Annotated in this window: 12 protein-coding genes; 6 read left to right on the forward strand and 6 right to left on the reverse strand. The window is 48.8% G+C overall.

Features of this window, described 5'->3' with window-relative positions:
• Positions 1 to 49: 49 nt before the first annotated feature.
• From RDO88_RS10070 to RDO88_RS10090, 5 genes are all read right to left on the reverse strand, one after another.
• Positions 50 to 2,164 carry a prolyl oligopeptidase family serine peptidase gene (locus RDO88_RS10070; RefSeq protein WP_307759242.1) on the reverse strand — a complete coding sequence of 705 codons (2,115 nt, stop codon included), beginning with the start codon at positions 2,162 to 2,164 and terminating at the stop codon, positions 50 to 52.
• A gap of 78 nt (positions 2,165 to 2,242) precedes the next feature.
• Positions 2,243 to 3,004, reverse strand: a complete 762-nt coding sequence (locus RDO88_RS10075; RefSeq protein WP_307759243.1) for a LytTR family transcriptional regulator DNA-binding domain-containing protein — start codon at positions 3,002 to 3,004, stop codon at positions 2,243 to 2,245.
• Positions 3,001 to 4,044, reverse strand: coding sequence for a histidine kinase (locus RDO88_RS10080; protein WP_307759244.1), 1,044 nt, complete (start codon positions 4,042 to 4,044; stop codon positions 3,001 to 3,003). Before RDO88_RS10080 ends, RDO88_RS10075 begins: the two co-directional genes overlap by 4 nt.
• A 9-nt stretch (positions 4,045 to 4,053) precedes the next feature.
• On the reverse strand, positions 4,054 to 4,977 hold the full coding sequence (locus RDO88_RS10085) for an efflux RND transporter periplasmic adaptor subunit (RefSeq protein ID WP_307759245.1): 924 nt from the start codon (positions 4,975 to 4,977) through the stop codon (positions 4,054 to 4,056).
• Positions 4,978 to 5,014: 37 nt separating this feature from the next.
• Positions 5,015 to 9,349 carry a CusA/CzcA family heavy metal efflux RND transporter gene (locus RDO88_RS10090; RefSeq protein WP_307759246.1) on the reverse strand — a complete coding sequence of 1,445 codons (4,335 nt, stop codon included), beginning with the start codon at positions 9,347 to 9,349 and terminating at the stop codon, positions 5,015 to 5,017.
• Positions 9,350 to 9,534: 185 nt separating this feature from the next.
• Here RDO88_RS10090 and RDO88_RS10095 point away from each other — a divergent pair, with 185 nt between their 5' ends.
• On the forward strand, positions 9,535 to 10,116 hold the full coding sequence (locus RDO88_RS10095; protein WP_307759247.1) for a hypothetical protein: 582 nt from the start codon (positions 9,535 to 9,537) through the stop codon (positions 10,114 to 10,116).
• Positions 10,109 to 11,143, forward strand: a complete 1,035-nt coding sequence (locus RDO88_RS10100; RefSeq protein ID WP_307759248.1) for a protein kinase — start codon at positions 10,109 to 10,111, stop codon at positions 11,141 to 11,143. Before RDO88_RS10095 ends, RDO88_RS10100 begins: the two co-directional genes overlap by 8 nt.
• A 203-nt stretch (positions 11,144 to 11,346) precedes the next feature.
• Here the strand turns inward: RDO88_RS10100 and RDO88_RS10105 are convergent, their stop codons facing one another.
• Complete coding sequence (locus tag RDO88_RS10105; protein WP_307759249.1) at positions 11,347 to 14,283, reverse strand: response regulator; 2,937 nt, start codon at positions 14,281 to 14,283, stop codon at positions 11,347 to 11,349.
• A gap of 1,274 nt (positions 14,284 to 15,557) precedes the next feature.
• On the opposite strand from RDO88_RS10105, the gene RDO88_RS10110 reads away from it, so the two are divergent.
• The 4 genes from RDO88_RS10110 to RDO88_RS10125 all read left to right on the forward strand — a co-directional run bounded on the left by RDO88_RS10110 (position 15,558) and on the right by RDO88_RS10125 (position 25,398).
• Positions 15,558 to 18,236: a glycoside hydrolase family 2 TIM barrel-domain containing protein gene (locus RDO88_RS10110; protein ID WP_307759250.1), complete on the forward strand. Its 2,679-nt coding sequence runs from the start codon at positions 15,558 to 15,560 to the stop codon at positions 18,234 to 18,236.
• A 9-nt stretch (positions 18,237 to 18,245) separates the two neighbouring features.
• On the forward strand, positions 18,246 to 21,500 hold the full coding sequence (locus tag RDO88_RS10115) for a SusC/RagA family TonB-linked outer membrane protein (RefSeq protein WP_307759251.1): 3,255 nt from the start codon (positions 18,246 to 18,248) through the stop codon (positions 21,498 to 21,500).
• An 11-nt stretch (positions 21,501 to 21,511) separates the two neighbouring features.
• Positions 21,512 to 23,563, forward strand: coding sequence for a RagB/SusD family nutrient uptake outer membrane protein (locus tag RDO88_RS10120; protein ID WP_307759252.1), 2,052 nt, complete (start codon positions 21,512 to 21,514; stop codon positions 23,561 to 23,563).
• Positions 23,564 to 23,829: 266 nt separating this feature from the next.
• A complete protein-coding gene (locus RDO88_RS10125; protein WP_374043936.1) occupies positions 23,830 to 25,398 on the forward strand; it encodes an arylsulfatase in 1,569 nt (522 codons plus the stop codon).
• Positions 25,399 to 25,409 lie beyond the last annotated feature (11 nt).

Raw genomic sequence — 25,409 nt, forward strand, 5'->3', positions numbered from 1 at the left:
AAAAAAAGAGGCATCTTCCGGTGCCTCTTTTTTTGTATGTTTCCGTTTCTTATTTCTTCAGCCACTTGTCCAGCCATTCGAAGAATACACGCTGCCACAGCACGCCGTTCTGAGGCTTCAGTACCCAGTGGTTTTCGTCGGGATAGATCAGCAGTTCGGCCGGCACGCCACGCATCTTGGCGGCATCGAAGGCTGCCATGGCCTGGTTGGCCAGGATGCGGTAGTCTTTCTCGCCGTGGATGCAGAGGATGGGGGCATCCCACTTGTCCACGAACTTGTGAGGCGAGTTGGCGAAAGTACGTTGGGCAGTGGCGTTGTCTTTTTCCCAGTAGGCACCGCCCATGTCCCAGTTGGCAAACCATTTCTCTTCCGTTTCCAGGTATTGCATCTCCATGTTGAAGATGCCGTCGTGGGCGATGAAGGCCTTGAAGCGTTTGTCGTGATGTCCGGCCAACCAATAGACGGAGAAGCCTCCGAAGCTGGCACCTACACAACCCAAACGGTCCTTGTCGACAAACGGTTCCTTGGCCATTTCGTCGATAGCCGTGAAGTAGTCTTTCATGCACTGGCCTCCGTAGTCGCCGCTGATGGCTTCGTTCCATTCCACTCCGAAGCCCGGCAGGCCGCGGCGGTTGGGAGCCACGATGATGTAGTCGTTGGCCGCCATGATCTGGAAGTTCCAGCGGTAGCTCCAGAACTGGCTGACGGGGCTTTGCGGACCGCCTTCGCAGAAGAGCAGGGTAGGATATTTCTTGTTGGGATCGAACTGGGGCGGATAGATGACCCATGTCAGCATCTGCTTGCCGTCGGTGGTCTTCATCCAGCGGCCTTCCACGCGGCCCATGTCGAGCTGGTCGTAGATGTGCTTGTTCTCGGTTGTGAGCTGCGTGGCCTGTGCGAAGGCATCGCCTTTGCGCGTCTTGTCTACGGCATAGATTTCGTCGGCCATGCTCATGGAGTGGCGGGTAGTCATCAGCTTGTCACCACAGAGGGCGATGGAACCGTAGTCGTGCATGCCTTCGGTGAGCTGTACCACTTGTTCGGGCTGGTTGAGGGCGATGTAATAGATTTGTTCTTCGCCGTGCCATACGCCCAGAAAGTAGATACCTTTTGAGTCGTCGTTCCATACAAAGGAGTCAACGTTCGAGGGATAGGCCTGGCTGAGGAACTTCTTTTCGCCCGTCTGGCGGTCCATGATGAAAAGGCGGTTCCAGTCGGCTTCGTAACCGTCGCGCTCCATGCTCTGCCAGGCAATATACTTACCGTCGGGCGAGTATTGCGGATTGGTATCATACCCTTTGTTATCTTCGGTGATGTTGCGGGTTTGTTTGCTGGCTACGTCATAAATATAGATGTCCGAGTTGGTGGAGATGGCATATTCCAGTCCTGTCTTCTTGCGGCAGGTGTAGGCCACTTCCTTGCTGTCAGGACTCCAGGCCAGTTGCTCGATACCGCCGAAAGGCTTCATGGGGCTTTCGTAGGGTTCGCCTTCGAGGATGTCCTGCACGTTGCTGATGGCCGATCCGTCGAAGTCGGCTACAAACGGATGGGGGGCAGTCGTTACCCACTCGTCCCAGTGCTTGTACATCAGGTCGGTAACGATGATGCCTGTCGTTTTGTCTAGGTCGGGATATTTGTCCTGTGTGCTGGGCACAGTTTTCACCTGGGCGATGAAGAGCAGACGCTTCTCGTCGGGACTGAAGGCAAAGCCTTCGATGTCGCCTTCGTAGTCGGTCAGCTGACGGCGTTCCGTTCCGTCAGGGTTCATTTCCCACACCTGGCTGCTGCCGCTTTCACTGCTCAGGTAAGCCAACTTGGTGCCTCCCTTGATCCAGGTGGGCTGGCCTTCGTGCCACGTCGTACGGGTCAGCTGCGTATTGGCACTGCCGTCGGCGTTCATCACGAAAAGTTCGGTATTGCTCTTGTTCTGGGGAACACTATAGTAGCTCACGGTGTAAGCCACCTGTTTGGCGTCGGGCGAAGGGGTTACACTTCCGATGCGTCCCATGGCCCAGAGGGCCTCGGGCGTCATGCGGCGGTTCTCGATGCGGATATCCGAACGTCCGATGAGGTCTGCATCGCCTTCTTTAGTGGCTTCGGACGAGCTGCCGCACGAAGCCAGTGTCATCACTGCTGACATAAGTAAAAGGTTGGTTGGTTTCATATAAATGTTTTTTCGTTATGATTGTCTGTCTGCAAAGGTATGCATTCGTCCCGAAAAAACATTGTTTTCCTCCGATTATTAGAACCATTCCCTGAAAGCAGGGACACGTGCCTTGCTGATGAGGACCTTTTCGTCGGTAGGAGGGGTAAGCTGGAGCACCATGCGTCCGCCAAACCACAGGCTGACGCCGGTAACCGCCTTGTGGGCCACGATATACTGGCGGTTGGCGCGGAAGAACTGGCGGGGATTGAGCTGATCGGCCAGTTCGTCGAGCGTCTGCTGGAAGAGGAAAGTTTCGCCTGACAGGGTGACAGCCTTGACCGCTCCTCCATCAATGTAGAAATAGCTGATTTGCTCTACACCGACGGGCACGAAACGGTCACCCTTTACGGGGACAAGGAAATGGGTCTTGTAGCTTTCTTCCCGCTTCAGGGCGCGCATCACGGCTTGCAGGTCGGTAGCCGGTTGGCTGGACGTGCCGATGTTGCCGAGTATGTTCAGCTTGTCGACAGCCTTTTGCAGGTCGGCGCTGCCGATGGGCTTCAGCAGATAAGCGATGCTGTTCACTCGGAAGGCCTGCAGGGCATATTCGTCGTAGGCGGTGGTGAAGATGATGGGGCAGGTGATGTCCACATGTTCGAAGATGCCGAAAGCCGAGCCGTCGGCCAGATGGATGTCCATAAAGACCAGTTCGGGCATGGGGTGGGAGGCAAACCACTCCAGCGTACCGGTCACACTGTCTGTTTCGCCTACGATGTCAAAGTCGGCATCGACCTCCTTCATGGCAGCCTTCAGGTTACGGAGGGCGGCCTTTTCGTCTTCTATAATCAGTGTTTTCATATCAGCGGCAGGGTTACTTTAAACAGTTTTTCGTTTTCTTCGATGGTGATGTCCTGTCCGAAGAGCAGGCGGTAGCGTTTGGACAGGTTGGCCAGTCCGATGCACGTACTGCTGCTGTCCGTCAGTTTGGGTTGGATGCGGTTGCTTACGCAAAGCCCGTTTCCTTCGGCATGGATGCGGATGGTCAGCGGATTGCGGTTGCTGATTTCGTTGTGCTTTACCGCGTTCTCCACCAGCATCTGCACGGCCATTGGCGGTACCTGGCGTTGCAGGAGTTCCTGCGGGATGTCGATGTCAAAGTGCAGGTTGTCTTCGTAGCGCATTTGCAGCAGGTAGAGGTACGAATGTACGAAACTCATTTCTTCGTTCAGCGACACGGTGTGCGACAGGTTGTCGTGCAGCGTGTAGCGCATCACCCGCGACAGTTCCTGCAGATAGTTTTGAGCTTTGTCGGGCGATTCGCGTATCAGGGAATACAGCGTGTTGAGCGAGTTGAAGAGCATGTGCGGATTGAGCTGGCTTTTCAGGGCTTCGTACTGGTTGACGAGGTTTTCCGAACGCAGCTGCTCGTTTTCGAGCAACATGCGTCGGCTACACTGATTCTGGTAGTCCAGATAGCAGGTACCGGTGACGATGCAGGCTATCAGGATATCTCTCAGCGGATGCAGGTAGTGATGCAGCATGGCCGTGATGGCGGGCACTTCGAAATGCTGGTGGATGTAGACAAAACCTTTCCCCAGCAGGTTGCACACGACCAATGTGACCACGAATGTAAGGGCGACCCTCTTCCAGCCCAGTTCCCTGGCAGGGGTGCCGGGTATCATCATTCGGATGTTCAGTAAGAAGAGCAGCAGAATGGAAAAATAGGTGAACAGGATTTCGTAACTTACGTTGGCCCAATGGATGTCCGGGAACAGATGGCTGCCCGTTTCGGGGTCGGACAGCGCTATCAGTTCGGGCAGGTGCATGAGGAACGCCACCAGAATGGCGATGGCGTTCAGCATCAGCAGAAATCTTTTATGGATGTGAAACAACTTCATGCGGCAAAGTTAGTGTTTTTTATCCGTAATTTGGGCAGATACATACATTCCCGGCCTGAAATTCGGACATGCCTGTGTGATACGGGCGTACACTTTGATGGATCGGTTCATGTTGTCTACCATCTGGTCTACCGAAATCAGTTCGGCCGAGAAGGTACTGTCGGGCATACCGTTGACCTTGAACGTAAAGCAGCTGCCCGGCAGGAGTTTATCCAGATCTTTTTCGTAGGCGGTCAGTTGCAGCATGGGCGTACTCTTGTCGATGACGTCGCATACCGGTTCGCCTGCCGCATAATATTTGCCGGCGTTGATGTCCATGTTGGTCACGTAGCCGTTGCGTGGAGCCCGTACTTCAAGGTAAGTGCGGATGCCTTTTTGATTCAGGGTGGCGGTGTCGGTTCCCAGCAGGGTGAGTTGGGCAGCCGCGGCTTCCATGCGGCTCTTCATGGACAGATAGTCGGCCTTGCTCTGCTGCATGCGTTTCAGTGAAGCCGATTCGCCGGACACCAGTTTCTGCTGACGGTCGTATTCTTTGGCCAGGTATTCCGTTTGGGCGGCTGCATCGAGGTAAGACTGCTGGAGTTCAATGAAAGCCGGGTTGGCCAGTGTCAGGATAATTTCTCCCTTGCGTACGTATTCACCGGGCAGGATGCGGATGTTCTGTACGGAGCCTCCCATGCTCAGCGTGACGGTGACATGGTTTTGAGGCGGCATTACGATAACACCGTTGAACGACGGCGGATTGGCCACATTCGTGGCTCCGCTTACGCCGTCCACTTCAGGCGTCTGTGTGCTGTCTGCGTCGGATTGAGCCACTGTCTCTGCCGTGCCGGCAGAGGAGGCCGGTTGCTCCGAAGTACTTGAACACGATGTTGCCAGCAGGGCAAGCATCAGGTAAATCATGCGTTGTTTCATCAGGTTCATTCTATTCATTGTTCTTGTTTTTTTGAATTGGCAAAAAGTTTACGTTTCAGTTTGTTTGCTCCGTGTAGAGTTCCAGTTCGAGTAAAGTCACGTTGTAGGCATAAACTGTCTCTATATAGCTCCGTCTGATTTCACGGGCGGCATTCAGGCTTTGGATAAATTCGCTGATACCGGTTTCGTTGGCCTGGAATTTCTTCAGGGCGCTGTTCTGCAAGGCATCCGCTTCTTTTACGGCGGCCTGCTGGTAGTAGGTCAGGCGTTCGCGCTGGCGGGCCAGCTGGCTTTGCAGTTCGTTCACTTTGTTGGACAGTTGGCGGCGGTTGTCTTCGGCCTCCCAGCTGGCGGTCTGCAGGCTGATTCGTGCCTGCTTGGCACGGCTCCGTTGGGGGAAGAAGAGGATGGGGAAGGATACTCCCACCATCCACGAATCGAGTCCGGTGAGCGGAGCTATCTTCTGGCGGACATAGCCTACGGAAAACTCCGGGAAGAAACGGCTTCGTTCTATTTTCAGCAAGTCTTTTTTCTCCTGTACCTGCGTGTCGAAATAGGTTAGGTGACGGCTGGACAACGACAGACCGCCGGTAGGTATCTGCATCACCGTCAGCGTGGTGTCGGCGGGCAGCAGAGGCTGGTCGCTGTAGCAGGTCCAGGCAAACCGTCGTCCGGCCAGTGTCAGTTCCTCCGAGGCTTCCATCCAGCGGGTATACAGGTCGGCTGCCATGGCTGTTATCATGTTGCGTTCAGCCAGGTCAATATCCCCTTGGCTGTAACGTTCTTCGCCGCTCTTTTTCAGTCGTTCGGCCAGTTCCTTCTGTCCGTTGTATAGGGCGTTGAGCTGGTAGGCATACTGGTAATAGGCCCAGGCCCGTTTCACTTCGGCTATAATCTCCTTTTTTACCATGTCGCGATAGCTTTCTCCCTTGCTGATTTGCGTGTTGGACAATGCATTTTTGTAGAAGGGGGTGAGCAGGGAACCGAGCGACTGTTCCACGGCCAGTTCGTTGTCGTGGCGGTCGGTACCGTTCAGCTGCCCCCAGGAATAGCTGAAGGAGGTATTTCCTCCGTCCCAGGCTTCTCCTTTCGAGGCCCGTGCCCGTTCAATCTCCGATTCGGCCATCTTGAGGCGCGGGTGGTTGTTCAGGGCGGTTTCGACGGCCTGTTCCAGGGTGACGGTCTGTTGTGCCTGTACGGCAGGTGCCAGCATGGCTATTAGGGCGAAGCTCAGGGCGGCTCTGCGGACAGCAAGACGATTTTTTCTGCGCATGCGTCCGGCAGCAATGCTGTTCACCAGACGATAGAAGACGGGGATGATAATCAGCGTCAGGATGGTAGATACAATCAGGCCGCCTATCACGACGGTGGCCAACGGACGTTGTACCTCGGCTCCTGCCGAAGTGGCGATAGCCATCGGTACGAAGCCCAGCGAAGCCACCAGACCTGTCAGGAAGACGGGACGTAGTAGGTGCGGGCATCCCAGGGAAATGATACGGTCGGTACACATGTGGTAATTGTTCTTTTTACGTAAATCGTTGAAATGATTGATCATCAGGATACCGTTCAGCACGGCCACGCCGAAGAGGGCAATGAAGCCTACGCCGGCCGAGATGCTGAAGGGCAGGCCGCGCATCCACAGGGCTACGATACCACCGATGAGCGACAGCGGTACGGTGGAGAAGACCACCAGCGAATAGATGACACTGCGGAAGGCGAAGAACAGTAGCAACAGGATGAGCAGCAGGGCGATGGGGATGACCACCGTCAGGGTGCTGATGGCATTCTGCAGGTTTTCGAACTGGCCGCCGTATTCAAAGTAGTAACCGGGTTTCAGCTTCACGTTCTTGTCCAGCGACTCGCTGATTTGGCTGACCACCTGCTGGATGTCGGCATCGCGTACGTTCACGCCGATGACCACACGCCGCTTGGTGGCATCGCGGTTGATTTGCAGCGGACCGTTCACCAGCTCGATGCTGGCCACTTCGCTGACAGGCAGCTGGATGTTGTCTTTGGTACGGACAAACAGCTTGTCGATGTTCAGGTCACTCACTTTTTCCTTGTCCAGGCGGACTACAAGGTCGAAACGGCGTTCGTTCTCGAAGACCACTCCTGCCGTTTCGCCGGCATAGGCCGTGCGGATGACGGTATTCAGCTCTTCGATGTCGATGCCGTAGCGGGCTATCTTGGCACGGTCGAAGCGGACAAGCAGCTGGGGCAGGCCCATGGCCTGTTCTACCAGCACGTCGGCGGCTCCCGGTACCTGTTCTACGTAGCGGGCCGCTTCACGGGCCTTGGCATAGAGTTCGCCCATGTCTTCACCGTAGAGCTTGATGGCGATGTCGGCCTTGGCACCGGTCATCAGTTCGTTGAAGCGGAGCTGGATGGGCTGGCTGAAGTTGAATTCTGCCCCTTTGATGGATTCCAGACACTGCTTCATCTTCTCCACCATTTCCGCACGGCTCGAAGCGGATGTCCATTCGCTGAAGGGTTTCATGACAATCATCACGTCAGCGTCTTCTACGGCCATCGGGTCGGTGGGCACTTCTGCCGTACCGATTTTGGCCACGACGTGCTTGATTTCGGGAAAACTTTCCTTCAGTTTCTTTTCGGCTTCGAGCGAAAGCTCGATACTTTGGCTTAGCGAACTGCCTGCGGGCAGGGTCATTTGCATGGCAAAGTCGCCTTCGTCGAGGGTGGGGATGAATTCAGCTCCCAGTTTCGTGAAGAGCAGCAACGAGAGCAATAGGGCCACGAAGGAGACGGCAATGGTGCCCCATACATGCGACAGGCTGAAGCGGAGTATGCGTCCGTAGACTTTGTTCAGTCCGTCAAAGAAACGGTCGGCCAGTGTCGGTTTCACCGTTACGGTGCGTTTCAGGAAGAGCGAAGCCATCATGGGCACGTAGGTGACGGACAAAAGCAGGGCGCCGATAATGCAGAATACCAGTGTCTTGGCCATCGGTGTGAAATATTTGCCCTCGATACCGGTTAGGGTCAGGATAGGGAAGAAAACGATGAGGATGATGAGCACGGCAAATGTGGCACTCCGCACTACACGTCCGGCTCCTTTTTCCACTTCACGGTCCATTTCTTCACGACTCAAGGTGCGGCCCCGCAACTCCCGTCCGAAGAGATGGGCCAGGATACCTTCCAGGATGACGATGGAGCCGTCTACCACGATACCAAAGTCGATGGCACCGAGGCTCATCAGATTGGCCGATACGTTGAAGATACGCATCAGGATGAAGGCAAAGAGCATGGCCAGCGGAATAACCGAAGCCACAATCAGGCCGGCCCGCACATTGCCCAGGAAGATAATCAGCACCAGGAATACGATGATGGCTCCTTCCACCAGGTTGCGTATCACGGTCGATATGTTACGGTTCACCAGCTCCGAGCGGTTCAGGTAGGGTTCTACAGACACACCTTCGGGCAGCATCTGTTGTACCTTGGCCACCCGTTTTTCCAGTTCCTTGGTCACCACGTTGGCATTCGCGCCTTTGAGCATCATGGCAATGCCGCCCACGCACTCGCCTTCGCCGTCCTTGGTCATGGCACCGAAGCGTTTGGGCGCACCGAACTGCACGCGGCCGATGTCGCCGATGTGTACCGGTATGCCGCCGCGGTTGGTCACCACAATCTGCTCCACGTCGTGCAGGTCGTTGATCATGCCTTCCGAACGGATGTAGTAGGCACGGTCCACCTTTTCGATGTAGCTGCCGCCCGTGTTCTGGTTGTTGCGGCTCAGGGCTTCGAACACTTCACCGATGGTGATGTTCAGCGAATAGAGAGCATCGGGATCGACGGCTACTTCATATTGTTTCAGGTAACCTCCGAAACTGTTGATTTCCACGATGCCGGGAATGCCCGAAAGCTGTCTCTTCACAATCCAGTCCTGGATAGTGCGCAGTTCCATGGCGTCATATCGGTCTTCATATCCCGGAGCCACTTTGAGGACGTATTGATAGATTTCGCCCAAGCCGGTGGTGATGGGCATCAGCTCGGGCGTACCCAGTTCGGGTGGAATTTCGCCGGCCACCATCTGAATCTGTTCGTTGACCAGCTGGCGGGCATCCAGTGTAGGGACGCTTTCCTTGAACACAACCGTCACCAGTGACAGCCCGAAACGCGATACCGAACGGATTTCCTCGACGTTCATCACGTTGCTCATGGCTATCTCGATAGGAAAGGTGATGAGCTGTTCCACTTCCTGAGGGGCCAGGGTGGGCGAGACGGTAACAATCTGCACCTGATTGTTGGTGATGTCGGGCACAGCATCGATGGGCAGTGTAAGCATGGAATAGATGCCGCCCGCCAGAAGCAGCAAGGTGGTCAGCGCCACAAAGAGCTTCTTTCGGATTGAGAAATGTACGATTTTTGCAAACATAAATAGTAAAAACAGAATTTATAATGGTTACAAAGTTACTCCCTTTACAAGCTTTCGTTTCCGGTTGGAGGGTGAAACGTCCAAAATGGCAGTTGAAGTATTCGATTGGCAGGGTTGATTTTCTTGCTTTCACTTTGCTTTTCTCATGGTTTCCTTTATCTTTGCCTCACAAAACAACCGACCTTATGATGGATATCTATAAACCTGAAATAGCCGAACTTCTAGTATTGGTAGAGAAGGCATATCCCAAATCGCTGCACACTTCTACCGATTTCGACGAGTTTTCTCTCCATCTGAAGCGAGAGATGAACGAAAGTGTCTCTACCTCTACGTTGAAACGTTTGTGGGGATATGTGGGCGACAGCCATTTGCCGCGCATGCAGACGCTCGACGTATTGTCGCGTTACATCGGACATGCCGGTTTCAAGCAGTTCTGTGCCTGGCTGAAAACCAGTACGGCCTATAACTCTTCCTTCTTTTCTGCCCATCAGATTTCGGCACGCGAGCTGCAGCCCGGTTCGGAAGTGGAGATCGGATGGTCGCCCAACCGTTATTTGCGCCTCCGCTACGAAGGCAACGATTTCTTTCAGGTAGAAGAAGCGCGCCAGTCCAAGTTGCTTCAGGGCGACCGTTTCGAGGCGGTCTCGTTTCTCATGGGGCAGCCTCTGTTTCTTCCCTATGTGCTCCGCAACGGAGAACGTCTTTCGCCCTTCATTGCCGGGCGCAACGGTGGTCTTACTTTATTAAACAGTGTGGTTCATGGATGACAGCAGCGTTTCGTCGGGTTTCATTGATGTGGACAGTCAGTCGGGGCAGATGAGTTTCGCCGACTTGCAGGAAGTCTATGTGTCGGCTTCGGGTTACGGTCGTCTGTTCCGTTGCCAGCGTTACAACCGTCTGCACATGCTCAAGGCTCTCAAGCCTGCTTTTGTGGGCAATCCGTTTTATGAGCAGGCTTTGCGCAAGGAGTTCGACATCGGCTACCAGCTGGAGCATCCGCATGTGTGCCGTGCCTTGGGGTGGGAGACGCTGCCTGGGTTGGGCCACTGCATCGTCATGGAGTATATCGACGGACTGACATTGAGGGAGTTCATGGAACAGGGGAGATTGACGCCGGAACTGGCCCGGAAGTTCGTGCAGGAGCTTTGCAGTGCTTTGGGCTATCTGCACGGCAAGCAGATTGTGCACCGTGACCTGAAACCCGAAAATATTTTGGTGACCTATAACGGGAATAATATCAAGTTGATAGATTTCGGATTGTCCGACTGCGACGATTACGATGTTCTGAAACTGCCTGCCGGTACGCGTTACTACCTGGCGCCCGAGGCCTTGAAGCCCGGACAGCCGCTGGACCTGCGGGCCGATATCTATTCCCTGGGCATCATTCTTGGCGAGATGGCCGAACGGCTGAAGGACAAGCGTCTGGCAGCCGTATCGAGGCGGTGTACCCGCTGTCGGCCGGAAGACCGCTATCCGTCGGCTTCTGCTGTGGCACGTGATGTGGCAGGGGACCATTCGCATCTTCGTCTTTACCGTTGGTCGGCAGCTGTCGGAGCATTGTTGCTGGTTGTCGGTATCTATACCTATTATAATAGTCGCAAAACGATTCTTTCGCCTGTCGATTTTCCCGTGTATGGTAATTTATCCTTGCCGGTTGACAAGTGGGCGCAGCTGACCGACAGCATAGGAGTGGAAACGGCGGTCGTATCCGAATATCCGGTTTCGGCGCAACGTCAGTCGGTTGCCTTCGAGCTCTGTCGCGAAGCGTTGCACAGACAGCGCAAAGCCCGTTGAACTTTGGTACAAAGCCGTCTTACGGATATTTCAGCTTGTACACAAGCTGTTGCCAGCTTGTCTGTTTTCTCTGTCCGGCCTGTGCACTTTCTTTGCCCTGCTTATACACATCCTTTGCCCAGGTTAAAGCAGTTGTTTGCCCAGCTTAAACCGATGCTTTCCCCAGCTTAAACCGATGCTTTCCCCAGCTTAAACGAACGCTGTCATTCCTTTTTGAATTGGGTCGGCGTTTTTCCTGTGTACTGTTTGAAAGCCGTGCTGAAATATCTGGGGGATGCGAATCCTACTTTTTCCGATATTTCCGTGAAGTTCAGGTTGGTTTCCTTGATGAGCTTCATGGCCCGTTCGATGCGGATTTTATTGATATAGTCGTTGGCTCCCATACCGGCAATGGCCTTCAGTTTGTTGTAGAGCGAGGCACGGCTGATTCCTATCTGGTTGCAGAGGAAGGGGATATCCAGCTGGGCATTGTCCAGATTGTCGTTGATGGCCTGGTGTAATTTCTCCATGAAGAGGCTGTCGGCCTTGCTCAAGTCGTTTTCTTCGGGCACGGGATGGATACCAATCTGGTGGTAGTGCTTCTGGGTCTGAAGCCGGTTGTACAGCTTGTTCAGTATCTTTTCTACCAGCTGGTCCATTTCAAATGGTTTGTCCAGGTAGCTGTCCGCTCCCAGCATATAACCGTATTTACGGCTTTCATCGTCGTTTCTGGCCGAGAGGAGAATGATAGGAATATGGCTCACACTGATATCCTCTTTGATGGCCTTGCACAATTCATATCCGTTCATGCCGGGCATCATCACGTCGCTCACGATGATATCCGGATTTTCGTCGCAAGCTGTTTGATAGGCCGTTTGTCCGTCGTAGACGGTCAGTACCCGTTTGAAATGCTTGCGCAGCTCGTCGGCGATGTACTCTACCAGTTCCTCGTTGTCATCGGCCACGAGAACAGTATATTCCTTGGGATTCACGTGACTGAAGTCGGTCCGGTTGGGGACGTCGATGTCCTGTTCCGAGAAGGATGAAAGCAGTTCGTTCAGATAGGAAGACTGGTGTTCCGGTGTACTGTCAGTCTGTACTTGTTTTAGAGGAAGCTCGAAGTAGAAAGTAGCTCCTTCGTCGGGATTATTGCAGGCCCCGATTTGTCCATTGTGCAGTTCGACCAGAATCTTGGCGTATGACAATCCGATGCCGCTTCCGCTCTGTTCATTGTTACCCTGGTAGAAGCGGGTAAACAGTTTGTTGGGATCGATGTCTTTCAGCCCCGAACCTTGGTCGGAAATGGAAACTCTGACGTGTTGTCTGTCGGTTGTCAGCCGGGTACGTACTGTTATTTTTTTCCCTTGAGGAGTATGCTTGAGGGCATTGATCAACAGGTTGGAAAGGATTGTCCAGCATTTGTCTTTATCGAAAGGAACTTTTCCGATCTGCGGATCGAAGTCGTATTCAATCAGTCCTTCATCTTCATCGGCAAAGTCACTTCCTACTTCTTTGATCCAGTCGTTCAGCTGATGTTCCTGCAGGTTCAGTTTACCTTTGCCCACTTCTATCTTGCGTACATCCAGTACCATGTTGATCAGGTCTTTCATCCGTTGCGATTGTCTGAAAGCTGTAGTCAGCTGTTTGTAATTGGGATCATCGGGCCGGATGGAGCTGATAATCCTTTTGAGGGGTGAGTATATCAGGGTAAGGGGTGTACGTAACTCATGGCTGACGTTGATCAGGAAACGTATTTTCTCCTCGTTTACTTTATATTCGTGTTCGGAGAGCATCCATTTGAGGCGTTCTTCTTTCCGTTTCAGGAGGAATGTGATGAGAAAGTAAAAGAATAGGCCCAGCATGATAATCAGGAGGGCATTGAACCACCAGGACTTGTACCAGGGGGGCAGGATGACAAGTGTCAGTACCTGTTGGCGATTGGACCAGCTTCCGTCGTTTTGTGTGTAGCTCACGTAGATAGGATAAGTACCTTCCGCTAACGAAGGAATAGTCAGTTCGGCATCATGGTTGGTGGTGATGTCCGGACTGTTTTTCTCCAGACTGTAACGGAATAGTCGGGGACGTAGAATATCGTCACCGGCCACCATGAAGCTCATCTGGATATTCCGGCTGCCCCATGGCAACACAATTTTTCCGTCATTCAGTTCGGCCATACTGTTTGTTTCTCCTACCTGCAGGTCTGTAACGATAACCGGCAAGTTGTTCTCTTCTGCCGGTAGATTTCCTTCTGCATGTGAATCGATATTGAGCAGACCGTTAACGCCTCCCATGTAGACTTCTCCCTTCTGCGTCAGCAGAACCGGTTTGGAAAGGTATTCATTTTTCTGGGCTCCGTCGGCTTCCCCGTAAAGGGTGAATCTGTTTTCTTGTGGATTGTAGGAATATAAATCCTGTCCGCTACCGATCCATACGTGTCCTTCATGGTCGCATACGACCGAAGAGGCTGAGTGAAAAAGCGAGGTATTGATGAAATTCAGTTTCCCTTTATCGAGGTTGTCCAGCCCCTGGGTACTGGCAATCCAGAATACGCCTTGCTCGTCTCTATAGACCGCATTGATGAAATGAGGAATATTGCTGTGGTAGAGGGATAACAGTTCTTTACCGCCTTTTCCCAGTTTGTAAATGCTCTGGTTATCATAGAAATAGGTATATTGTTCGTCTCCTCCGATAGGGCAGACCATACCGATGATACCATGGTCAGGTATTTGGGTGATTTCTTCAAAACTTCTTTCGTGAATATAATACCTGCCTAATGGTTGGGCAAGTGCCAAAATGGTGTTTTCTGTTTCATTGTACAGATTGGCCGGTATTCCGCTGTATCGGATAAAACGATCCAAGGCTGGGGAGTGCACCAGGCAGGGACTTTTTTCCCCTGTTGTTTTATTGAACAAGAAGAAACCTTCTGCGAAGCTGGAAATGAGTAGTTTGTCAGGCGAGTAATTGCAGATGGATACTACTTTGTCACCCCAAGTTTTCGGATAGTGCCGGAAAGTTCGGCTTTTCATGTCGAACAGGTTTACACCACCTCCGTCTGTGCCTATCCATACAATGTCTTTTTCAGCTTCCAGGCAGAGAGACAATACGGTCTTTTCACTTAATCCTTGCTTATAACCCAAGGGAACACTTTGAAAAGTTCGCATATGGTTGCTTCGTATATTAATCAGGCCTCTTCGGGCTGTACTGGCCCATACACCATTTTTCTTTAAACTACCGTGAATGCAGAGAATCGTGTTGACTGGCAGAGAATGTGAATTGCCAGGTTCGTGTTTTAGTATCTGTATTTCATTGGTAACAGGGTCGATGATATTGATTCCGCCTCCATCGGTGCCGGCCCATATTTTCCCGTCGATGACAGTCATGCAAAGCACCAAATTGTTACTTAAATCAGAATTTTTCGTAGTGTAATGCGCCAGTGTATGTCCGTCTCTGGAAATTTTCCGGATCCCTTCATTGTATTCGCTTACCCATAGATTTCCGTCTGGATCAAAACATATATCAGACATTTTGTTGGATTGGTCGATTGGAAGAGAAAACTCTTTCTGTTCTTTCAAATCGTAGAACAGTACAGTTCTGTTGCGATTCGAACATACAAGAATATGAGAGTTCCAGAGTTTCAGCTGAAGGACTTGAAAGTTTTTTGTTTTCAGATGCTCGGATTTTGTAATCTCACCCTGTCCGTATGAATAATGGTAAAGAGTGTCTGTTCCGCCGAAAATAATACCGTCGTCTATTTTACAGGCGGAAGTGGCTTGTAGTAGTTGGTTTTTCCATGTGTATGGAGTGAATTTGTCGTGTTTTGCAGAATATAGGAATACTCCTTGGTTCGTCAATACCCATAATTGTTGCTTTTCATCTTCCATGATTTGCAGGATTTCGATATTGGATGCCATTTGATTGTTTCCTGAATCGAAATGATATGATTTCAACCTTTTTCCATCGTATCGCAATAACCCTTCGTAAGTACTCATCCAAATAAGGCTGTTGTTGTCTTCGTATACATAACTGACGCGTGAAGGGATACCCCGGTCAAAATTGATTTGTGTGAAATCATAGTCTGGATTTGCCGATATAGTTACCGGAATAAGCAGGGAAAATATTATTTCAAAAAACTGTAATATAAGTTTTCTCATTTTTTCTGTCTTTTGAATAAAGTTAAGCAAATGTAGAAAATTTATTTGAAACATTGATAATGGAATTAATTCAAATGTAGGGAAAAATATAGAGCTTCCAAAAATGATTTATAATGCTTCTAGTTTTAGCTATTAGTCAAAATTGAAAGTTTAATAGTTGTGAATGGAACTTCAATAATGTTGGTTCCTCTATTTTTGCATTGTCAAAAATGAGTCTGTATTTATGGACTGTTTTTGAGTAGGAGCCTGAGTCAACTGACGAATGATAATACTAAATATATAATATGAGAAATAAAATCACTATAATCAGATGGGCTGTTTGCCTCGCGCTGCTTTGGGCGTTTAACCCATTACATGCAGCTCATCAGCCTGAATTTTCCACAGCTGGCTTTTTTGAACTGCCTCATACGGGAAGGACTGTTTACAGTATGAATCCTGCCTGGCGTTTCTATAAGGGAAACGTTGATGGAGCTGAACAGAAAAATTTTGATGACAGTGAGTGGACATTGGTCTCATTACCCAATGGAATAGAGTATTTACCTACTGAAGCCAGCGGATGTGTCAATTATCAGGGTGGTGTTTGGTACCGCAAGCATTTCACACCGGAAGAAAGTTGGACCGGAAAACGCTTGTTTCTGCACTTCGAAGCGATTATGGGAAAATCGAAAGTGTGGGTTAACGGCACATTGGTCAAAGAGCATTTTGGTGGATATTTGCCTGTGATAGCCGACATTACTTCCCATTTGAAAGCTGGAGAAGACAATGTAATTGCCGTGTGGGCTGACAACAGTGACGACCCCATTTATCCTCCTGGAAAACCACAGGATATGTTGGATTTTGCTTATTTTGGAGGCATCTACCGAGATTGCTGGCTGGTGGCTCACAACAATGTGTTTATTACCGATCCCAATTATGAGAACGTAACGGCTGGTGGCGGTCTGTTTGTGTCTTTTGGTGCCATTGGCGAACAGGAAGCCGAAGTACGGCTGGATCTTCATGTACGCAATTTGTCAGACAAAGCTTTTACGGGTAAAGCCGTGTTCGAACTGTATAATAAGGAAAACAAACTGGTACAGATGGCTGAAAAATCTGTTTCAGTGGGCCGTGGAAAGGCGCGTAAGGCTTCTGCTTCCATGAAGGTTTCCCAACCTCATTTGTGGGAACCCGATTCCCCCTACTTGTATCAGTTGCATGTCAAGGTTGTGGACCGACAAGGTAAGGTGGTTGATGGTTATCGCCGCCGTGTGGGTATCCGCAGTGTGGAGTTCAAGGGAAAGGACGGTTTTTGGCTCAATGGGAAACCTTATCCGTTGATCGGTGCTAATCGTCATCAAGATTTTGCTGTCGTAGGTAATGCTCTTTCCAACAGTCTTCATTGGCGTGATGCCAAGAAGCTGCGCGATGCAGGCTTGCGAGTAATCCGTAATGCCCATTATCCGCAGGATCCCGCCTTTATGGATGCCTGCGACGAACTGGGATTGTTTGTCATTGTCAATACACCCGGATGGCAATTCTGGAACGACGAACCTATTTTTGCGGAGAGGGTTTATAATGACATCCGTAACATGGTAAGACGTGACCGCAATCATCCTTCTGTATGGATGTGGGAACCTATCTTGAACGAGACCTGGTATCCCGAGGATTTTGCCAGGAATGTGCTTGATGTTTTGCAGTCGGAATATCCTTATCCTTATTGTTATGCAGGTTGTGATGCAACGGCTCGTGGACATGAATATTTTCCGATACTTTTCAGCCATCCGCTGAATGGTGGAGGAGGGGCTTTTAACACAGAAGCGTTGGATCCCAATGTCGCTTATTTTACCCGTGAGTGGGGCGACAATGTGGATGACTGGAATTCACATAATTCTCCTAGTCGTGTGAACCGTGCATGGGGGGAAGTGCCTATGCTGGTACAGGCACAGGGGTATGCCAAGACCGATTATCAGCATACCAATTACGACTTGCTTTATCGCAATCCGCGTCAGCACATGGGTGGTTGTTTGTGGCATTCGTTTGACCATCAGCGCGGTTATCATCCCGATCCTTTCTATGGTGGTATCATGGATGCGTTCCGTCAGCCCAAGTTGTCTTATTATATGTTTTGTGCACAGCGCCCAGCTGAAGTGAACGATCAATTGGTTTCAGAAACCGGACCGATGGTTTATATCGCCAATGCCATGACACCTTTTTCACCTAAGGATATTACAGTATACAGTAATTGTGACGAAGTGCGTCTCACATATTGTAAAGATGGCAAGCAGTTTACTTACAAGAAACAGTCATCTGACGAAGGCATGCCTTCGCCGGTCATTACTTTCCCGAATGTCTGGAACGTGATGTATGACAAACAATTGTCTCGTAGCAGGAAGCAGGATGATTCCTATCTGTTGGCCGAAGGTTTGATAAACGGTCGGGTAGTAGCAACCCATAAGGTGACTCCTTCGCGTCGTCCGTCCAAACTTTTGTTGTGGGTTGACAATGAACAGGTCGAAATGACGGCTGATGGTTCTGATCTCGTGACGGTAGTGGCTGCTGTTGCCGATGACAAGGGTGTTATCAAACGGCTGAACAATTACCATATTCGGTTTGAAGTGGAAGGACCTGCTGAATTGGTGGGCGATGCGGAAACTTTTACAAATCCTCGCCCGGTACAATGGGGGACAGCACCGGTATTGTTGCGTTCCACTACGACTCCTGGTACAGTGAAAGTGAAGGCTTTTGTTACTTTACAGGGTAAGCACACGCCGCTGTCGGCCGAGTTGATCATTGATACTCACTCTGCTGTTCATCCTTTAGTTGCTGATAGTAATGGGCTGAACCAAATGAAGAAACAAGCTGCGAGTGACAAGAAAGGACGTCAGTCGGTCACCACCGATTGTGAGGAAACGGTCCGTAAGCTCCAGCAGGAACTGAATCAGTTGAAGTTGAAGGAAGTGGAAAAACAACAGAGTGATTTTGAATAGAAATTAAAGATGAACGTTCCCCGGCAAAACGGGGAAAATCTTAAATTTAATAACAATATGATTAGAAATTTTAGAAAAGTCAGCTTGCTGCTATGCCTGGGAATGGTATCTACAGGGATAGCGAATGCGGTACCTGCAGACAAGGTATCGGCTGCAAATGTAGTTTTACAGGGACAACCCTGTAAAGGTATGGTAAAAGATTCAAACGGTGAACCTGTAATCGGTGCATCTGTTGTAGTGAAAGGTACAAGTAATGGTGTCATAACCGACATCGACGGTAATTTTTCACTGCCCAATGTAGAAAGAGGTACCACAATTCAGATCTCTTTTGTAGGTTATCAGATGCAGGAAGTGGTATGGAACGGTACGCCTTTGAACATTACCCTTAAAGATGATACACAATTGCTCGACGAAGTGGTTGTCGTAGGTTTCGGTACCCAGAAGAAGGTGAACCTGACGGGATCTGTCTCGACCATGAACTCTGAGGAACTGACAGCACGTCCGGTTACAACCGTGGCTCAGGCCATGCAAGGTATGGTAGCCGGTATGAACTTCTCGTATAGCAACGGTGGTCGTCTGGACAGTAACCTGAATTTTGATATCCACGGTACGGGTACCATCGGCGACGGTTCGAATGCCAGTCCGTTGGTATTGATCGATGGTGCCGAGGGTAATCTCAATGCTATTAACCCTGCCGATATCGAGAACATTTCTGTACTGAAAGATGCTTCTGCTTCTTCCATTTACGGTTCAAGAGCAGCATTCGGTGTGGTATTGGTGACTACCAAGAAAGGTAAGGCAGGTAAGACATCTGTAAGTTATAACAACAACTTCCGTTTTACCCGTTCCATCAACATGCCCGATGTGGCCGATTCTTATACGTATGCACGTTACTTCAATCTGATGCGTGCTAATGATGGTTTGGCACCTCAATTCTCGGACGAACAGTTGGACAAATTCCAGCGGTATATGGCCGGTGACCCAACAGTAGCAACGGCCGATCCAGATCCTCAGAACCCGAACAACTGGTGGTGGATTGGAAATACTAATACCGATTGGTACGACGTGTTGTATGGAGATACTTCTTTCCAGCAGGAACACAATATCAGCGCCAGCGGTGGTTCAGAAAAAATTCAGTATTATTTGTCGGCAAATTATCTGTCACAGGAAGGTATCATTGCTATCAATCCGGATAAGATGAAACGTTATACTGTGACATCCAAAATTACAGCTGAATTATTCCCTTGGTTGAAAGCTACGTACAATGTGAAGTATATTCGTAAGGACTTTACAACCCCATCAGCTTTGGATGATGAGTCTAATGGATCGCTTTATTATAATATGGCGAAGCGTTGGCCGATGGAACCGGAATACAATCCGGACGGATCAATGGCTTCTAATACACTTACGGTGCCGTTGGCTTATGGCGGAAATAAGGACAGGCAGACCGATTATGTATACCAACAATTACAATTAGTGGCTACACCGTTGGAAAATTGGAATATATACGGAGAATTGAACTATAATATAACGGATGAATTCCAACATACAGAATGGTTTAAATTACCAAGAACCCATGTAGATGGTTCTACATCATGGCATACTAATCGTCCGACCAATTATGTAGGTGAAAATAGTTCTCGCAATAATTATTTCAATACTAATATTTATTCGGATTATTCTTTTACGTTGAAAGATGCTCATAATTTCAAGGTAATGGCTGGTTTCCAGGCTGAGTTGAATAAATATCGTTATATGTGGGGACGAAAAGATGATTTGATTACAGAAAATGTACCCAACATTGCAACTGCTACAGGTAAAGAATATGTGGATGCTGCTTTAACTCATTGGGCAACTGCCGGATTCTTTGGTCGTTTGAACTATGACTATAAAGGCCGTTATCTGTTTGAGGCGAATATTCGTTATGATGGAACATCTCGTTTTAACCGTAATCAACGTTGGAATTGGTTCCCCTCTTTCTCAGCCGGATGGAACTTGGCACAGGAGGCTTTTTGGGAACCGTTGCTTGACTATGTAAATACGTTTAAGGTGAAAGGATCATGGGGTGAATTGGGTAACCAGAACACTCAAGATTTGTATCCGTACATTTTACGTATGCCTTTTACTGCCAAAGGTAGTTCTTGGTTAATTAATAATGAAAAGCCAAATACTTCTTCTTATCCTGGTTTGGGTACTTCTCTGTTGGGATGGGAAACTATGCAGTCTTGGAACATCGGTTTCGAACTGGCTATGTTCAGAAACCGTCTGACAGTAGGATTTGACTGGTTCAACCGTACGACAAAGGATATGGTAGGACCTGCGCCTGAGCGTCCTGCAACGTTGGGTACGACACCTCCTAAGATGAATAATGCTGAGATGGTATCGAGAGGTTTTGATTTGGAAGTATCTTGGAGAGACCGTATTGGTGATTTTAGCTATGGTGCACGTTTCATTCTTTCGGATGCCCGTCAGAAGATTTTGGATTATCCGAATGTTGACGGTTCGTTGAGTACTTGGCGTGTAGGTCAGTACTTGAATGAAATCTGGGGATTGGAAACGTTGGGCATTGCCAAGACTCAGGAAGAAATGGATGCCTACCTGGCCAACCTGCCGAATGGTGGTGTGACTTGGGGTAACAACTGGAGTGCTGGTGATGTAATGTATGTAGATCGTAACGGAGACGGTAAGATTTCCTGGGGTTCAACCGAAAGTGATCCGGGTGATGCTTATGTTATAGGTAACTCGACTCCGCGTTTTAATTTCGGTTTGGACTTGAACGCTGAGTGGAAGGGTTTTGATTTGCGCATCTTCTTGCAAGGTACAGCCAAACGTGACTATTGGATTGGTGGAAACATGTACTTCGGTGCCTCGGGTGGTACTTGGAATTCCAGTTGCTTTGTTTCTCACTTGGACTTCTTTACAACAGGTAATGAAGTTACAAACGAAGATGGTTATTTCCCTGAAAACTTAGATGCTTTCTTCCCGCGTCCTTTGGAAGATTCCAGCAAGAATACGTATACTCAGACTCGTTATTTGTCCAATGCATCTTATTTGCGTGTGAAGAATTTGCAGTTGGGATATACCCTGCCAGAGGCATGGACTGCCAAGGTCGGAATTTCTCGTTGTCGTTTGTTTGTATCGGGTGAAAACCTCTTTACCATTACTGGATTGCCCGACGGATTTGATCCTGAAAGCTTGAATAACAGCGGTAAAAATTACCCCTTATCTAGAAATATTTCTTTCGGTCTGAATGTTAACTTTTAAAATGAAATGATATGAAACTGAATAAATTATACATAGGGCTTTTGTGCGGTGTGGCTGCTTTCTCGTCCTGTAACGATTTCCTGGACAGAGAGCCGCTTGACGAAATCACGCCCGAAAACTTTCTTTACACAGAAGCGGATTTGGCATCATATGCCGTTGCTTTGTATCCTTTCTCGACTCATAGTGGTTGGGATATCGTTGGCATCTGGGATAATGATAACAATACAGATAATTTGGTAGGTACTGGATATAGTACTATCTGGACTCCTGGACAATGGAGAACCCCGGAAACAGACGGTAATTGGGAATTTACGACTATTCGTAGTTGTAATTATTTCCTGAATATTGTACAGCCTCGTTATGATAACGGTGAACTTTCAGGTTCTAGTGCTGGGCATTACCTGGGTGAAGTTTATTTCCTTCGTGCTTACAATTACTTCGGTAAGTTACAAGCGTTGGGTGACTTCCCTATTATTACCGAAACGCTTGACAATGATAATGAAGTATTGATTGCTGCCAGCAAACGACAACCCCGTAATAAAGTAGCTCGTTTCATCTTGGAAGACTTGGATCGTGCTATTGCTTTGTTGTCCAACAGTCCTGATGGTGGTAAAAATCGTATTACCAAGAATGCAGCATTGTTGTTCAAGTCGAGAGTCGCTCTGTATGAAGCTTCTTGGGAAACTTACCACAAGGGTACAGCGTTTGTTCCCGGTGGTGAAGGTTGGCCGGGCGATCGGAATGATTTGGGAGATTTCAACATTGATACAGAAATCAGTTTCTTCCTGACCGAATGCAAGGAAGCTGCCAAGCAAGTGGCCGATGCTATTCCTTTGGCTAACAATACGGCTGCCAATGTTGACTTGTGGGATAATTCTGAAGGAGATGCTCAGTATAAGATGAACAATCCTTACTATGCTCAGTTCTGTGACCAAAGTTTGGAATCTTATCCTGAAATTTTGTTGTGGAGAGCTTATAATTATGATGAATATTCAATCGGGCATTCAGCAGTCTTTTATTTGTATAATGGTGGTAATACTGGTTTTAACCGTAATTATGTGGAAACTTTCCTTTTCAGAGATGGTAAACCTATTTATGCTCATCCGGAATATACGGACACTTCTATAAAGAATGTACGCAAGAATCGTGACAGCCGTCTGCAGTTGTTTATGATGACTCCCGGTGAAATGGTGGGATATCATGAAACAACAGGCGATCCTGTTTATTTGTCAACTCCTTTGAATTTGTTGGATGGAACGCGTAAGGCCAATACTGGTTATATGTTGCGTAAAGGATTGGGAAATGTTTATTATCGTGAAGGTAATTATGGAACGGAGGCTTGCCCTGTATTCCGTGCAACTGAAGCTTATCTGAACTATTTGGAGGCATCTTGTATTGAAAACGGTGGTAACAGCATTGATGCAACAGCTCAGGGTTATTGGAAACAACTGAGAAAACGTGCCGGTCTGCCCGAAGACTATATGATTACGGTCGATGCAACGGTATTCCCGAGCAGCATTCAGGAAGCTGTAGCTTATAAGGACGGCCCACAGACTTTTGAAACCGACTGGGCTGTATATTCAGCAGGAAAACAGGTTTCGAAACTGTTGTATAACATTCGTCGTGAACGCCGCTGTGAATTGATAGAGGAAGGTATGCGTATGGCTGATTTGAAGCGTTGGAGAGCACTTGATCAACTCGATTATGAAAACTTCCCTGGCGAAGCTTATCGTGTATCGGGTATGAATTTATGGGAGTCGGAAGAATTGGCTGATTTTGCTGAGGGAGCACTTAAGGGTGAAGGTGAAGTAGATGGTCCTAACATTTCCGGTAAAACTAACTCAGGTAAATACCTCTGTCCTTACAGAGCTAACTCTAATCACTATTTGTATAACCGTGGTTACAAATGGTGCGAAGCCCATTATCTGTCACCGATTGGTGTGAAGAACTTCAGACAGACAGCAAGCAATCTGGAAGACCTGAGCACTTCTGTTATCTATCAGAATCCAGGTTGGTCTACAGAAGTGGATACTCCTCCTATTGGTGTACCTGCTCAAAACTAAAAATAGATTTTTAAATTCATATAGCATCCTAAAGGTCCCGATGGATTTTTTGAATATTCTATCGGGACCATCTTAGGGTCTCAGTTTACAATAGGTATAGGTAAAAAGGCAAGGATTGTTTGCTGTAGTTCAAAAGAAATCTTGAAGAACTTCGCAAGCAATCCTTTTTAATTTCAGTCAGAAAGGACTGTTTGTTTTTTTGCAGGCCTTTTTGTGAGGATAAAATGGTTTATTTTTATTATATTTGGCAATTAAATTCAGAAATGATGAACAAACTTTTATTTTCTGCTTTTTTTTCGTGCGGTATCGTTCCGGTAGCGGCTCAACATACTACCACTCCTAACATTGTGCTTATTTTGTGTGATGACATGGGATTTTCGGATATAGGATGCTATGGTAGCGAAATCCAGACTCCCAATATTGATAAACTGGCTGCGGAAGGTGTCCGTTTCAGCCAATTCAAGAACACGGGACGTAGTTGTCCAAGCCGGGCTGCACTGCTCACTGGCCGATATCAGCATGAAGTGGGAATGGGCTGGATGGCCGAGGTGGACGAACATCGGCCGGGGTATCGCGGCCAGATTGACAAGGCTTATCCTACCATAGCCGAGGTAATGAAGGCTGGCGGATATCGTACGTATATGAGTGGAAAATGGCATGTGACGACTACCGGTGCTTACGATTCACCTAACGGTAGCTATCCTGTGCAGCGCGGATTTGACCGTTATTATGGTTGCCTGCATGGTGGTGGCAGCTATTATAAGCCTGAACCATTGTACAATGATCTGGAACGGATTACAACGGTTCCGGATGATTATTACTATACACGGGCCATTACCGATTCGGCCGTATGTTTTGTAAGCCGGCATGATCCTGCTCAACCCATGTTTCTTTATGTGGCCCATTATGCTCCGCATCTGCCTCTACAGGCTCCGGCTGAAGCTGTAGAGAAGTGTATGGATCGTTATAAAGTGGGGTATGACGTTTTGCGTCGTCGGCGTTTTGAAAAGCAGAAAGAAATGGGGTTGATTTCAGACAATATGGAATTGCCGATTTTCAATAAAGAATTTGGTGGCAGGCGACCGCGTTGGGAAGAACTTACTTCTGAACAACAGAAGCAATGGACGAAAGATATGGCTACCTATGCAGCCATGATAGAGATTATGGATGAGGGTATCGGCAAACTGGTGGAAGCCATCAAACGGAAAGGTATGTATGAGAATACGGTATTTCTGTTTCTCAGTGACAATGGCGCTACAGACGAGGGCGGTTATCTGGGACAATTGATGTCCGACTTGTCTAATACGCCGTATCGGAGTTACAAGAAGTGGGTCTTTCAAGGTGGTACCAGTACACCGTTTATTCTGACTTATGGTGATAAAGACAAAAATAAGATGAAAGGTCAGATTTGTCGGCAGCCGGCACATATTATTGACATTCTGCCTACCTGTATGGATTTGGGGGGAGCTGATTATCCTGAAAGTTTTCAGCATGCCGATTTGCCGGGATGTAGTCTGCTCCCGGCTGCGGAAGGAAAGCCGGTAGAAGCGAGGACACTCTATTTTGAACATCAGAGTTCGTGTGCTATTATTGATGGTAATTGGAAACTGGTGAAAGCCAACCGAAAAGAAGCCTGGGAACTGATAGATCTGGCTACTGATCCGTTTGAAACGAATGATTTGGCCGGTAAATATCCTGATAAAGTAGAAGAACTGGAAACAAAGTGGATAGAATGGGCCAATACGCATAAAGTTTTTCCTCTGGAAGATAAGACTTGGACGGAAAGACTGAATTTCTATAAACAGAAGAATCCCGATCAGAGTGGTGAGGATTAATGGAATAAATA

It is taken from the genome of uncultured Mediterranea sp. (assembly GCF_902493215.1).
Classification (GTDB): domain Bacteria; phylum Bacteroidota; class Bacteroidia; order Bacteroidales; family Bacteroidaceae; genus Bacteroides.

What these genes read in the sequence shown, in the direction of transcription:
- RDO88_RS10070 (WP_307759242.1), bottom strand. Translation starts at nt 2,164, where the DNA reads ATGAAACCAACCAACCTTTTACTTATGTCAGCAGTGATGACACTGGCT.
- RDO88_RS10075 (WP_307759243.1), bottom strand. Translation starts at nt 3,004, where the DNA reads ATGAAAACACTGATTATAGAAGACGAAAAGGCCGCCCTCCGTAACCTG.
- RDO88_RS10080 (WP_307759244.1), bottom strand. Translation starts at nt 4,044, where the DNA reads ATGAAGTTGTTTCACATCCATAAAAGATTTCTGCTGATGCTGAACGCC.
- RDO88_RS10085 (WP_307759245.1), bottom strand. Translation starts at nt 4,977, where the DNA reads ATGAATAGAATGAACCTGATGAAACAACGCATGATTTACCTGATGCTT.
- RDO88_RS10090 (WP_307759246.1), bottom strand. Translation starts at nt 9,349, where the DNA reads ATGTTTGCAAAAATCGTACATTTCTCAATCCGAAAGAAGCTCTTTGTG.
- RDO88_RS10095 (WP_307759247.1), top strand. Translation starts at nt 9,535, where the DNA reads ATGATGGATATCTATAAACCTGAAATAGCCGAACTTCTAGTATTGGTA.
- RDO88_RS10100 (WP_307759248.1), top strand. Translation starts at nt 10,109, where the DNA reads ATGGATGACAGCAGCGTTTCGTCGGGTTTCATTGATGTGGACAGTCAG.
- RDO88_RS10105 (WP_307759249.1), bottom strand. Translation starts at nt 14,283, where the DNA reads ATGCGAACTTTTCAAAGTGTTCCCTTGGGTTATAAGCAAGGATTAAGT.
- RDO88_RS10110 (WP_307759250.1), top strand. Translation starts at nt 15,558, where the DNA reads ATGAGAAATAAAATCACTATAATCAGATGGGCTGTTTGCCTCGCGCTG.
- RDO88_RS10115 (WP_307759251.1), top strand. Translation starts at nt 18,246, where the DNA reads ATGAACGTTCCCCGGCAAAACGGGGAAAATCTTAAATTTAATAACAAT.
- RDO88_RS10120 (WP_307759252.1), top strand. Translation starts at nt 21,512, where the DNA reads ATGAAACTGAATAAATTATACATAGGGCTTTTGTGCGGTGTGGCTGCT.
- RDO88_RS10125 (WP_374043936.1), top strand. Translation starts at nt 23,830, where the DNA reads ATGAACAAACTTTTATTTTCTGCTTTTTTTTCGTGCGGTATCGTTCCG.